An 11,646-nucleotide genomic window follows, 5' to 3' on the forward strand; every position below is an offset into this window, starting at 1 on the left:
ACGCCGCTCCCGCCCCGGCTCCCGCCGCTGCTGTCGCCGCCCCGGCCGCCGCCGGTGGCGTCGCCACCCTGGTCGCCACCCGCACGGTCTCCGCGCCGGTGGCCGGCAAGGTCGTCCCGATCGCCGAGGTCAACGACAAGGTGTTCGCCTCCAAGGCCCTGGGTGACGGTGTCGGCATCGTTCCGTCGGACGGCCATGTGGTCGCTCCGGTGGCCGGTGTGCTGATGACGGTGCCGGACAGCGGCCATGCCTACGGCATCAAGACCGATGACGGTGTCGAGGTGCTGGTGCACGTCGGCATCGACACCGTGCAGCTGGAGGGCAAGGGCTTCGAGCTCGAGGTCGCCAAGGATCAGCGCGTCGAAGAGGGCGATCTGCTCGCCAAGGTCGACCTGGAGGCCGTCAAGGCCGCCGGATACGACACCACCACGATGGTCGTGGTGATCAACACCGCCACCTTGAAGTCGGTCACCCCGGTCGGCCCGAGCGACGTTTCGCTGGGCGACCCGGTCATCGACATCGAGGCCTGAAAGGAGTGATCGGTGGCCGTCCCCTCGTGGGGGCGGCCACTGCTCTGATCTGATGAAGATTCTCCGCGTCTTCAACAACAACCTCGTGCTCGCTCTGGACGAGAGCGGGCGCGAGGTCATCCTGACCGGCCGCGGCCTGGGTTTCCAGGCCCGGCCCGGTCAGAGCGTGGACGCCGCCAAGGTGTCCCGCGTCTTCGTCCCGGCCGACGGCGGCGATTCCGATCACCTGGCCAAGCTGCTGGCCGGCATTCCACCCGAGCACATCCAATTGGTCAGCCACGCCATCGCGACGGTGGGTCTGGACTCGGTGGGACGCAACCCCGCGGCGGTGATCGCCCTCGCCGATCACGTCAGCTTCGCGATCCGCCGGGTGAACCTCGGCATGGACATCGCCTATCCCCTGCTCGCCGAGGTGCAACACCTCTACACCGATGAGTACCGGCAGGCCGAAGCTCTGCTGGCCACGATCAATGAGAACAGCGACGTCCAGTTGCCGCAGACCGAAGCGGTCGGGCTGGCGCTGCACCTGGTGAACGCCGGTTTCGCCACCGGTGATCTGTCCTACACCTACCGGATGACCGGGGTGATCCAGCAGATGGTGACCGTCATCGAGCAGGCCTACGGCATCACCCTCGATCCGGGCAGCGTCAGTGTCGGACGGTTCATCACGCACCTGCGCTACCTGTTCGTCCGGATCCACAACCACAAGCAACTCGACTCCGAACCGACGATGGTCGGCCAGGCGATCCGAGAGAGCTTCCCGGATGCCGCGGACGTCGCCGTCCGGCTCTCCGGGATTCTGGAGCTGCGGCTCGGCGCCGCGCTCACCCCCGACGAGATCTCCTACCTGGCCCTGCACGTCGCCCGGGTCACCACCGAGCGCTGAGCGCTCGGGCGGGCATTCGAGATCCCGGATCAAGTCCGGGATGACGAGGATCAAGTCCGGGACGAGATCAAGTTAGGGATGACGACATCACCTCAGCGTTGAGGCCGGCGCTCCAACGTCTGCGGTGTGATGCTGGCCGTCCGACACAACTCGACGAAAGCCAGCACCGAGAACAGGTAGCTGCGTCCGCGCGGGCCGTCGTGGATGGCGTGTGAAGCACCGGCCATCACACCCGCGTCCACGTACGGCGACGAGGTCTCCAACGCCGTCCGGAAGGCGGCCACGGCCTCATCGTCACCGCGCCAGAACGGGTCGAACTCCGACACCCGCCAGAGCACCGGCACGGTGACCTCGGCGGCGATGCCGAGTGCGTTGCGCGCCCAGCCGCCGTTGTATTCGAGGATCTCGGCGCGCGGCACGCCCGGCGACTCGTCACCCAGGCCCGCGGTGTACCGGGCCCACTCCGGTCCGAAGTCGACCTGGCCGATCCACGGTCCGAGATCGAGCACCCGGTGCACCACCGGGGTGGTCTTCCACAGATCCTCGCGTTCCGGGTACGGCAGCGCGCCGATGTCGGCCATCGCAACACCCAGCAGCGGCCAGCGTTGCGTTCCGGCGGCGGATTGCCGCGCCCAGTGCTGCGCGATGATCAGGGCCATGGCACTGCCTACCGAGCAGCCCTGCAGGACGACTCCGCGCGACTCGCCCGCGTGCTGTGCCCAGTAGTCGGCGATGGCGTCATCGAGCCGCTCAGCACTCGCTACGTAGAACCCCTCGTCCTGGTCGAACGGCAGGCCGAGCGAGGCGCTGTCGAGGTAGTCGGGACGGTTCAGCGAGATCCCCGGATAGCCGTTGCGGGCGGCGATGCCCAGTTGCACCACGGCCTCGGACGCCTGGCTGCCGCCGCCGTGCAGGTAGACGATCGTCGGGGCGTCCCCGGCCTGTTCGGGAGTGAACCGCAGCCCGGTGATCAGCCCGTCGAGCAGGCGCAAGGGTTCGTGGGGATGGGGCATGGCTGTCTCCTGCCGAACTGTTGATGTGGAGCGGCGCGGCGCACGAACGCGGCCTCGTCGCCGATGTTCCGGACCCTAGCCCGTGCCCCGCGGCCGCCAACATGGGCCACTCTTGGCCCACGTCGCGGCATGCCCACGAGAGTAAAATCAGGGCGTCAGCGCCCTGACGGAGGCCCGGTTCTGCCTGGCGGCTACTCGGAGGTCATCCCGACGGACGACCAGCCAGGGCAAGGAGCTTCGTGCGGTGATCGGTCACTCGTGGCGCGTGGAGGCGGCCGCACCGTGACGGCCATGGACCGCGCCACCACGTTGGGCGCCTTCCTCCGGGCCCGGCGAGCACAACTCACGCCCACCGAGGTGGGGCTACCCCGCAGCGATGCCCGCCGCCGGGTCCATGGCCTGCGCCGTGAAGAGGTGGCCGTGCTCGCCTCGATCAGCACCGACTACTACACCCGCATCGAACAGGGCCGCCGGCCTGCTTCGCTCGGCGTCCTGGACGCGCTGGCTCGCGGGTTGCGACTCGACTCGGATCAGCGCGCCTACCTGTTCGAACTCGCCGGCAAGGAGGACGTCCATCCCCCGCGCCGCAGCCCACAACGGCTCCGGCCCGCATTGCGGCGGTTGCTCGATGAGCTCACCCTGACCCCGGGCATGGTGGTCGGGCCGCGCATGGAGATCCTCGCCTGGAACCCCTTGGCGGCCACGCTGATGATGGACTTCGGCCAGCTGCCGGCTCATGAGCGCAACTACGTGTGGCTGCTGTTCAACTCCCCCGTGATGCGCGCCCTCTACCCCGCTTGGGACGATGTGGCGGCCACCTGCCTGGGCCACCTGCGGATGTCGGCGAGCCGCCTCCCCGACGACCCTGAGCTGGCTCAGCTCGTCGACGAGTTGTCCGCCTCCCACGAGAGCTTCCGGACGATGTGGGCCGCCCATCATGTCGCGGTGCGTGCCGTCGGATCGAAACTCATCCGGCACCCCGTCGTCGGCGATCTGAGACTGGAATGGGACACCCTCGCGTCAGTCTCCGATCCCGACCAGGAGCTGATCCTGTGGACGGCCGAGGCCGGCTCGCACTCGGAGCGGGCGCTGGAGAGGCTCGTGGAACTGGCTGCCTCGGCCTGACCGCTCCCTTGTCGGTCGAGCCCGCTCGGCTCGTCACCCCGGTGCCGACATCCCGGATCGAATCCGGGATGACGGATTGGCTCGCTATCCCGGCGAAGCATGGATGACAAGGGGTTTCGACAAGCTCAACCAACTACAAGCTCAACCAACGACACGCTCAAGCAGCGGCGGGCGCTGTCACCTCGCCGGGTAGCAGGTGCGGGCGAAGCTGCGGTAGGCGTCGATGGTGCCGGTCTCGTGGTCCTCGATCTCGAAGATCTTGGTGGTCACGGTGACGCCCGGCACCGGGTCGCCGGCGACCAGGTCCAGAAACCTGAGCACCTCGATCGCCAGCTGGCGATAGAACGCGTGCGGACCTGAGATCTCGCCGTCGCCGAGGGTGACGTGCAGATGCCGAGACCGGCCGGCGCTGGCCGGGTCGGCCTGGAACGCTCGATAGAGGTCGAAGATGGTGCTGTTGGGCACCAGGATGCCGGGGCTGCCGGCGCCGAAGTTGACGAACAGCTTCGACTTCTGGGCCAACGCGTAGATCGCGAACAGACCTCCGTAGGAGAACCCGAAAAGGCCCGCGTTCTCGTCCGTCACGTTGTAGCGACCCATGATGAACGGATGCAGTTCGTCCTCGAGGAAAGCGAGGAAGTGGTCGGCGTGCGGGTTGTCCAGCCACTCGAAGAACTGCTCCACCAGCCCCTCCTGTGATCCGAACATCTCGGTGATGAAGTCGCGCATGGCGGGCGGAACTGGCTCACCCGGCGGCACCAGATCGCGGTTGCGGACGGCGAGCGCGTCCACCCCTTCGTCGATGTAGCCGATGTTGACCTGGACGAAACCCTGCACCGCACGCGTGCCCTCGGGGCCGGTAAGGCCGAGGTGCATCTTCTCGTAGATGCCGCCGTGCCACTGGGAGTCGAGCGCGTAGACGACCGGGATGGCCGGGCCGTCCGGGTCGTAGCCGTTCGGGAACGACACCGACACGCCGAGCTTGCCGCCGAAGGTGTCGGACGCGACCTCGAAGTACTCGGTCTTCAGCTGTGCGATACGTCCTGACCATCCACCCTGGACGGGTTCGGTGAACGTTGCCATGAGATGACTCCTCTGTTGTGACTTGTTGCTGAGTTCGTTCGACGTCGGCGCGGCTCCGTCGTCCGGGCTACTTCAGGGTGCGGCCGAGCAGGCCGTCCGGCATGGCTTCGACCTCGATGATCGGGTACTCGCCGTCGACGTTGCCCCAGGCCAGGTCGTCCTCGCCCGGCTGATAGATGACCTCGACCAGATAGCCGTCGGGATCGACCGGCATGAAGCAGGCAGTGTCGCCGAGCTGCAGGGGTTGGACCGCGATCTCGTAGCCAGCCTCGCGGACGCCGCGCACGGCCTCTTCGTGCTCGGCGGCAGTGGCGACGGTGATCACGAAGGGCGGGTAGCCGGTCGTCCCGGACGCCACCGGTGTCAGCGGCGACTCCTGCAGGGTGAGGCAGCGGCGGTTCTCCCGATCGGCGAGGAAGATCTCCAGCAACGGCGTCTCCCCCTTGACCCGGAATCCACCGACCGGGACGAGACCGAGCGTGTCGCAGTAGAACGCCAGCGAGGCGTCCATATTCGACACCAGGATTCTCGAGTTCTCAAATCGCGGGCTTATCGCCATATCTCCTCCTTGAAATGAATGGCGTATCTGAATCGGGCACGGCGTGGTGCCGCCGCTCGGCGGACGAGCCTGAATCGGCCCGCCCGCCGTGTCGCAAGAAATACGACGCAGCCGCTGCTATTTCACGGACTTGATCGGGAAGACCAGCAGCGATGAAACGATCACGCCGACGATGGCGTAGACGAAGATCACCACATAGTTTCCGAACAGCGTGATGAGGAAGGCGGCCAGGATCGGCACCAGGATCTGCGGAATGTTGGAGGCCAGGTTCAGCACACCGAGGTCCTTGCCGATGGTGCCCGACGAGGGCAGCACGTCGATCATCAGAGCCAGGTCGACCGAGGTGTACGCGCCGTAGCCGATGCCCACCAGGAAGGCGTAGATGTACATCGACATGGTGGTCGGCACCACCATCGGCACCGCGATCGCGATCGCCATCAGAGCGCTGGAGCCGAAGACGAAGATCTTGCGCCGTCCGGTGCTGTCCGAGAGCCGGCCGAAGAGCACGGTGGAGATCATCATGGTGATCATGGTCAGGATCGACATGATGCCGAGCACCTGGCCGGCGTCGGTGATCGGCAGGCCGATGTAGTCGGTGAGGATGTAGAGCCCGTAGGCCTGGATCGCCTGGTAGCCCAGCACCATGAAGAAGCGCCCGCCGAACGCCCAGACGAAGTCCGGGTGCTTCCTGAAGTTGAGCGGACGCACGAAGCCGAGGCCGAACTCCTTCCAGCTGAAGGCGTCCCGCACCAGTCCGGTGGAGTCCTTGTCCTTGTTGAGCACCACGAAGAGCAGCGTGACGACGATCATCGTCGAACCGAACAGCGTGTAGCCGACGCCCATCTGGTTGATCAGGTTGCCGGCCAGCGCCATGCCGCCGGAGATGCCCAGTGCCTGCCCGACGCCGACCCACGACGAGCCGAACGCGCGGTGGTTGAAGCTGACCCGGTCGGCGATGATGGTCGAGATCGGGCCCTGCATGATGTTCAGCAGAACCTGGACCAGGATGGCGCAGATGGCCAGGTACGCGAAGGTGTTCGCGAACTGCATCAGAATAACGATGGTGCCGCCCGACAGGCCGCCCAGGACCATCCACGGCGTGCGGCGTCCGAACCTGGACCGGGTCCGGTCCGAGACGGCGCCGACGATCGGCTGCACGAACATCGTGAACACCGCGGTGAGGCTCATGATGGCGGCGAGGTTGTTCTCCTTATTGGCCTCGTCCAGTTCGGACAGCGCGGCCGGCAGGAAGACCGCACCCACACTGGCGTAGCAGACGAAGATCAGGAAGAACCCGATCATCAACGAGAAGAAGAGCTTGTTCCGCTGAAAGCCGTTGAGTCGGAACGGCTCCATACCGGGCGGCGTCGGCGGTTGGAGATGATCGGCGACATCCGCCGACGAATGCGATGCTGACATAAATGTCCCTTGGCGATGACGAAGTACGCTGAATGAGCCGCTTCGAAATAAATGGTTGAATGCCGCATGAGGAGCCACGACGCTGCTGGCTATTCACACAACGAGCCATAGGTTATCGCCGGGAACGGGCTATATCCTGGTCCAGAAGTGTCCCACTCAGCGCCTGCTCGGCCGCCGAGTTCAGGGCAACCTCCGCCAGGAGTCAAGGCACCGGCCCCGACCCCTGTACGGGGTCGGGGCCGGATGCCTGGTCAGGTCCTGCTGTCGCTCAGAGCTTCTCGGCGAAGAACGGGACGACCCGCTTCAGCGCCTCGCCCGCACCCACCGGCTGGTCGTACAGGTCGTAGTGGGACACGCCCGCCAGGACGAGCAGTTCCTTGTCCTTGGACGCCGCCCGCTCGTGGATCTCCAGGCCGTCGCGGTAGGCGCCGAAGGCGCCCTGCTTGTCGCCCACGACGACCAGCAGCGGCTGATCGAGCAGCTTCTCGGCGAGGTGGAAGGCGTCCCAGCCCAGCGCTGTGGACCCGTGTGCGGCCTCGAACAGCACGCAGCCGTTCGCCGCCTCGCCACGTCCGGTCCGGTAGTAGTCGAAGGCCTCGATCACGTCAATGTCGCCGACCTGCTGGGCGCCCTCGGCGGTTGTCGGGAGCATGCCGTTCACCGCGCTCTCCGCGCCGCGGGCCTCGGCGGTGCGCTGTGTGCCGACGCCGCGCAGGGCGTCGAGCAGCCCGTCGCCGGTGTTGTCGCGCAGCATGCGGCCGTAGTTCACGCCGGTGATGGACACGACCGCCTTGAACCGCTTCTCGGTCATCGCGACGTTGAGGGTGTATCCGCCGCCACCGCACACGCCGAGCACGCCGATCCGGTCGGCATCCACGTAGGGCAGGGTGACCAGGTAGTCGACCACGCGGCGGAAGTCCTCGGTGCGCTGCGCCGGGTCCTCCAGGAAGCGCGGGGTGCCGCCGCTGGCGCCCTGGAAGCTGGCGTCGAAGGCGATCGCGACATTGCCGGCCTCGGCCAGCGCCTTGGCGTAGATGTTGCCGGAGGTCTGGTCCTTGCAGCTGCCGATCGGGTGCGCACAGACGATGGCCGGGTAGCTCTTGTTCTCGTCGAAGCCCGCGGGGAAGTAGATGTCCGCAGCGATGTCCCAGTACATGTCGGGGTTGCGGAAGGTGACGTGCTTGATGTCCGACGCCATGTCGTCCTCTCATCAGTGGGGTTTGGGGGGCAAAGCCCTGAAAGCTACCAGTCTGCGTGATGGCGCGACGTCGAACCAGAGACAGTTCTAGCCCCCGATGCCGCAGCACGGCCCCGGCGCAGCTCACGACTCGCCCGAACACCCCTCACCGGCGACTCGGGAACGCAGAGCGACTAGAACAGCAGGAACAGGATCGGCAGGTTCGTCAGCAGATGCACCAGAATGGCGATCACCAGGTTGCGGCGGACCACTGCAATCACCGCGATCGCCAATGCGGTCGGGAACTGGTGCAGCAGCCACGACGGCCCGAAGAAGGCCAGATGCGGGGCCACGAAGATCGCCAGGCTGAGCCCGGCCCCGACCCACGGCGCCCATCGCCGGGCGCCGAACAGGGCACCCAGCCGCTCGGCCAGGAAGCCCCGATAGACGATCTCCTCGGTGACCGCCGCGGTCACCGTCAGCACCAGGATGCCCAGCACCCCCAGCCGCAGCACGACCTCGATGCCCGCATTGCCGACCTGCGGCGCGATCATGTCAGCCAGCCACGCCCAGGTCATCGCGCCCCCGAAGAGGTACAGCGCCCATTCGATGTCGACCCAGCGCGGACGGCGGATCAGCAGCGAGGCGAGACCGAGGCGTTCCACGCCAAACACGATCGCCAACAACAGTCCGACCCCGATCCACTTCCACGGGTCGCCCGAGATCGGTCCCCGAAGGCCGAACCACAGGTGGATCCCGGCGATCTCGTCGACCGGCGGGCCTTTGTACACCAACCCGATGACGATCGCCCCGAGGGCCAGTGACGCCAGCAGCCGTGGCCTGCTCAGCGACCAGGCATTGCGGGCTCCTTCGACGGATGAGGCGCTCTGATCCGGGATCGCCGACCGGCTGGAGAGGTTCGACATCTCCCTAGAGTAGCCGCTCTAGAGTGTATACTCTAGAGCGGGGACTCTAGGATTGGCGGAAGGAAGGGGTGAGTGATCCGATGAGTACCGAGAAGCGCGGCGGACGACGGGACGCGATCATCGAGGCGGCCTACAGCTGCATGGCCAAGGACGGCTACGACCGCACCAGCACCGCTCAGATCTGCGCTGCCGCCGGCGTGTCATCGGGCACCTTCTTCCACTACTTCCCCACCAAGGCCGACGTCCTGGTCGCCATCCTGGAGAGTGGCCTGGAGCACACCCGTGAGGTGTTCGCCCGGATTCGCGCGACGGCGACCCAGGACGCCCAGGGTGCGCTTGAGCTGTGGTGCGAGCACGTGCTGCAGGAGGCGTCCGACGACAACCTGCCCGGGTTCGCCTCGGTTCTCGGCGCCGTTCCGGACCACCCTGGCGTCGCAGCCGCACTCAAGACCGAGGGCGCGCTCGTCCGCGAACTCCTCACCGAGCTGATCGCCCTCGGCCAAACCCAGGAAACGATGCGGACCGATCTCGCCCCCGCTCGGGTCGCCACCTGGCTGACCATCCTCGCCAACGGCCTCCTCGGACACGCTGCCGAGGAAGGCTCCATTCAGATCAACGAACTGCGTCCCGAGTTCGTCGACATCGTCGGCCAACTGGTGCGTCCGCGGTAGCCAAAACCCTTTCGACTCATCCAGTTGGCCGGCGGCACCCGCGACGGCTGACCCTGCGTTGGGGTCATGGCCGCGAGGGTCAGCGTTGCGCCGCCAGCGACTCGGCGATCACCCGCATCGCGTCGACCGTCTCTAGTTCGTCCTGCTCGGTGCCGTGGTCGCTGAGCTTCACGATCACTGTGTGGGCGTCGGGGTCGATGTAGATGTACTGCCCGTTGACGCCGATCGCGGTGAAGTCGTCATCGCTGCTAGGAGCATGCCACCACTGCGCCGAATAGCCCCAATCGCCGAGTTTCAGCCGACTCGGGGTCGAGATCCGCTCGATCCACGCGCTGGACACCACCTGCGTACCCCCGATACGTCCGTTGTCCAGGACCAGCTGACCGACCCGGGCGAAGTCTCGCGCGGTTGCGTTGAGGCAACAGAACCCCTTCTCGATGCCGTCGGGCCGATCCAGGTTCCAGGTGGCGCCGGCCTCGGCGCCCATCGGTGTCCAGAGATCCTCGGAGGATGCGGGCCAGCGGCCGTCCATCGATCCGGGCCAGGATCATCGACAGCAACTGGGGATCAATGCTGCGGTACTCGGCCCTACTGCCGGGCGTGAACGCCAGTTCGCGGTTGTCTGCGACGTAGCCGGGCAGGTCAGTGCTCAACAGCAGCCGAGCTGTCCCGGTGAACGGCCACCACGGGTTGTAGTTCTCCGAAACGTCGATACCGGACGCCATGTCGAGCAGGTCACCCACGGTGACCTCGTCATAGGCGCCGCCGGTCCGCAGCTCGGGCAGCAGGTCCACCAACCGATCGCGCTCGGAGAGGTCACCGCGTCCGATCGCCTGGCCGACCAGCAGCGACACCACCGATTTCGCGACCGACCACGATGCCAACTGGGTGTCTGCGGCGACGCCGTCGGCGTACCACTCGTGGACAAGCTTGCCCTCATGCAGGACGACGAAGGCTCGGCTGTGGGTGATCTCGAGCATCTCCGAGACCGGGATGCGCGCACCCTTCCAGGGCACCGCGTCCGGGAGGTGCCGGGTGGGGTCGGCGGGCAACACCCCGATCTGCCCCGACGGCATCACAGGACGGGAGGCGAAGGCGGTCCCCTGCGCCGAAGGGTCGGTGGTCTGCAACCGGATCAGCTCCGGCGGCGACGGAATCTCGAGCACCGCGGTGGTCCCGAAGGCAAGGCCGACCACCGCAGCGAGCACAGTCAGCCGGCGGAGCCACCGACGCCTGGGCTTAGCGGGCGCCACGATCGTCACTCCGCGCGGGTGGCTGATCGGCCACGGCTCGGACGCCCACCGCCAGCGCGGTCAACAGGGACTCCAGGACGTCATCGTCGGTGACCGCCGCCAACTCCTGCACATGGTCGGCGATCGCCGGATAGCTCTCGGCGGACGCGGTCGCGTAGGTGCCCACCCACGCCTGCTGGTCACGCCGTCGGAGGTCGTCGCTGAGCAGCGCCCGGCCGGCCCGCATGCCGGCGTAGCTCAGGATCGTGTCGGCCAGGACGCGTTGATGGCGTCCGACCTGGTCGTGCGGCACACCGGCCTCGCGGAGCGCGCACAGTGTGAACTCAACCATCGCCAACTCGCCGCGACCCTGGGTGGTTCGACCCGCGATCAGCGCGCCCACCTGCGGGTGGGCGACGAAGGTGGCCACCACCGAGCGAGCCAGGGCCCGCATCCGGACCTCCGGATCCAGCCCGTCCGGGACGGCGGCCAGCGCCAACTCCAACAGCCGGTCACCCACCGCTCGCAGCAGCGCGTCCTGATCCGGGAAGTGACGCCAGACCGCCGAACGATCCACCCCCAGCTCGTCGCCGAGCGCCCGCCCGGACAGGACGCTCGCCCCGGGCCGTCCCGCGATCGCGACCGCGGCGTCCACGATCAGCCGTGGAGACAACGATTGACGTGGCATGTCACCGGCGATGTCATCACTGATGACTGATTGTCGACAGCATTCCGCCGTGACGGGTGGCCGATCGAGCGGCACCATCCCCGCCGTCTGATCCGATTCGCGCACCGGGCGGATGATCGGCTAGAGTTCTTGCTCGTGCTCGGGTCACCGAGCCGCCCTCACGGGGCTATGGCGCAGTTGGTAGCGCGCTTCCATGGCATGGAAGAGGTCAGGGGTTCGAATCCCCTTAGCTCCACCGTGTGATGTCTCGCGACATGTGTCTCATATGTCGCGAGACATTTGTCGTTTTTGGGCCATCGGCCGGGTGTGGTGAGTTGGTTTCGCCCCGCGCGGGTCA

11 protein-coding genes, 1 tRNA gene and 2 pseudogenes are annotated in these 11,646 nt (G+C 66.9%); 5 read left to right on the forward strand and 9 right to left on the reverse strand.

Annotation, left to right across the window (positions count from 1 at the left end):
- A partial coding sequence (locus tag QM624_RS17435; RefSeq protein WP_415094165.1) for a PTS sugar transporter subunit IIA occupies nucleotides 1-530 on the forward strand: 530 nt, incomplete at its 5' end.
- A gap of 52 nt (nucleotides 531-582) precedes the next feature.
- Nucleotides 583-1,416, forward strand: a complete 834-nt coding sequence (locus QM624_RS17440; RefSeq protein ID WP_415094167.1) for a PRD domain-containing protein — start codon at nucleotides 583-585, stop codon at nucleotides 1,414-1,416.
- 92 nt (nucleotides 1,417-1,508) lie between these two features.
- Here QM624_RS17440 and QM624_RS17445 read toward each other — a convergent pair whose 3' ends face one another.
- Complete coding sequence (locus QM624_RS17445; RefSeq protein ID WP_415094169.1) at nucleotides 1,509-2,429, reverse strand: hypothetical protein; 921 nt, start codon at nucleotides 2,427-2,429, stop codon at nucleotides 1,509-1,511.
- 291 nt (nucleotides 2,430-2,720) lie between these two features.
- Here QM624_RS17445 and QM624_RS17450 point away from each other — a divergent pair, with 291 nt between their 5' ends.
- A complete protein-coding gene (locus QM624_RS17450) occupies nucleotides 2,721-3,554 on the forward strand; it encodes a helix-turn-helix domain-containing protein (protein WP_415094171.1) in 834 nt (277 codons plus the stop codon).
- 177 nt (nucleotides 3,555-3,731) lie between these two features.
- Here QM624_RS17450 and QM624_RS17455 read toward each other — a convergent pair whose 3' ends face one another.
- The 5 genes from QM624_RS17455 to QM624_RS17475 all read right to left on the reverse strand — a co-directional run bounded on the left by QM624_RS17455 (nucleotide 3,732) and on the right by QM624_RS17475 (nucleotide 8,718).
- On the reverse strand, nucleotides 3,732-4,637 hold the full coding sequence (locus QM624_RS17455; protein WP_415094173.1) for an alpha/beta hydrolase: 906 nt from the start codon (nucleotides 4,635-4,637) through the stop codon (nucleotides 3,732-3,734).
- A gap of 67 nt (nucleotides 4,638-4,704) precedes the next feature.
- On the reverse strand, nucleotides 4,705-5,196 hold the full coding sequence (locus QM624_RS17460; protein WP_415094175.1) for a VOC family protein: 492 nt from the start codon (nucleotides 5,194-5,196) through the stop codon (nucleotides 4,705-4,707).
- A gap of 117 nt (nucleotides 5,197-5,313) precedes the next feature.
- Nucleotides 5,314-6,615, reverse strand: coding sequence for an MFS transporter (locus QM624_RS17465; RefSeq protein ID WP_415094177.1), 1,302 nt, complete (start codon nucleotides 6,613-6,615; stop codon nucleotides 5,314-5,316).
- Between the two features lie 268 nt (nucleotides 6,616-6,883).
- The gene (locus tag QM624_RS17470; protein WP_415094179.1) at nucleotides 6,884-7,813 is read right to left on the reverse strand and encodes an alpha/beta hydrolase; all 930 of its coding nucleotides are present in this window, start codon (nucleotides 7,811-7,813) and stop codon (nucleotides 6,884-6,886) included.
- Between the two features lie 173 nt (nucleotides 7,814-7,986).
- Nucleotides 7,987-8,718, reverse strand: a complete 732-nt coding sequence (locus QM624_RS17475) for a lysostaphin resistance A-like protein (RefSeq protein ID WP_415094181.1) — start codon at nucleotides 8,716-8,718, stop codon at nucleotides 7,987-7,989.
- A gap of 80 nt (nucleotides 8,719-8,798) precedes the next feature.
- Between QM624_RS17475 and QM624_RS17480 the strand changes: the two genes are divergently transcribed.
- Nucleotides 8,799-9,389 (forward strand): TetR/AcrR family transcriptional regulator, encoded by a 591-nt coding sequence (locus QM624_RS17480; protein ID WP_415094183.1) that lies wholly within the window; start codon nucleotides 8,799-8,801, stop codon nucleotides 9,387-9,389.
- Nucleotides 9,390-9,567: 178 nt separating this feature from the next.
- Here QM624_RS17480 and QM624_RS17485 read toward each other — a convergent pair.
- From QM624_RS17485 to QM624_RS17495, 3 genes and pseudogenes are all read right to left on the reverse strand, one after another.
- Nucleotides 9,568-9,921: pseudogene (locus QM624_RS17485) on the reverse strand (hypothetical protein); the annotation flags it as partial.
- Nucleotides 9,896-10,465, reverse strand: a pseudogene (locus tag QM624_RS17490) (serine hydrolase domain-containing protein); the annotation flags it as partial. The pseudogenes QM624_RS17490 and QM624_RS17485, both read right to left, overlap by 26 nt.
- Before the next feature lie 163 nt (nucleotides 10,466-10,628).
- Entirely contained in the window at nucleotides 10,629-11,309 is a 681-nt protein-coding gene (locus tag QM624_RS17495; RefSeq protein WP_415094185.1) for a TetR/AcrR family transcriptional regulator, read from the reverse strand.
- A 162-nt stretch (nucleotides 11,310-11,471) separates the two neighbouring features.
- On the opposite strand from QM624_RS17495, the gene QM624_RS17500 reads away from it, so the two are divergent.
- Nucleotides 11,472-11,544: transfer RNA gene (locus QM624_RS17500), tRNA-Ala, on the forward strand.
- The last annotated feature ends 102 nt before the right edge of the window (nucleotides 11,545-11,646 follow it).

The sequence above is a fragment of the Micropruina sp. genome (assembly GCF_047606365.1).
Lineage (GTDB): Bacteria > Actinomycetota > Actinomycetes > Propionibacteriales > Propionibacteriaceae > Micropruina.

Excerpts from the sequence above, each read along its gene's own strand:
- QM624_RS17480 (WP_415094183.1), top strand. The coding sequence starts at position 8,799 with ATGAGTACCGAGAAGCGCGGCGGACGACGGGACGCGATCATCGAGGCG.
- QM624_RS17465 (WP_415094177.1), bottom strand. The coding sequence starts at position 6,615 with ATGTCAGCATCGCATTCGTCGGCGGATGTCGCCGATCATCTCCAACCG.
- QM624_RS17475 (WP_415094181.1), bottom strand. The coding sequence starts at position 8,718 with ATGTCGAACCTCTCCAGCCGGTCGGCGATCCCGGATCAGAGCGCCTCA.
- QM624_RS17460 (WP_415094175.1), bottom strand. The coding sequence starts at position 5,196 with ATGGCGATAAGCCCGCGATTTGAGAACTCGAGAATCCTGGTGTCGAAT.
- QM624_RS17455 (WP_415094173.1), bottom strand. The coding sequence starts at position 4,637 with ATGGCAACGTTCACCGAACCCGTCCAGGGTGGATGGTCAGGACGTATC.
- QM624_RS17440 (WP_415094167.1), top strand. The coding sequence starts at position 583 with ATGAAGATTCTCCGCGTCTTCAACAACAACCTCGTGCTCGCTCTGGAC.
- QM624_RS17450 (WP_415094171.1), top strand. The coding sequence starts at position 2,721 with ATGGACCGCGCCACCACGTTGGGCGCCTTCCTCCGGGCCCGGCGAGCA.
- QM624_RS17470 (WP_415094179.1), bottom strand. The coding sequence starts at position 7,813 with ATGGCGTCGGACATCAAGCACGTCACCTTCCGCAACCCCGACATGTAC.
- QM624_RS17445 (WP_415094169.1), bottom strand. The coding sequence starts at position 2,429 with ATGCCCCATCCCCACGAACCCTTGCGCCTGCTCGACGGGCTGATCACC.
- QM624_RS17495 (WP_415094185.1), bottom strand. The coding sequence starts at position 11,309 with ATGCCACGTCAATCGTTGTCTCCACGGCTGATCGTGGACGCCGCGGTC.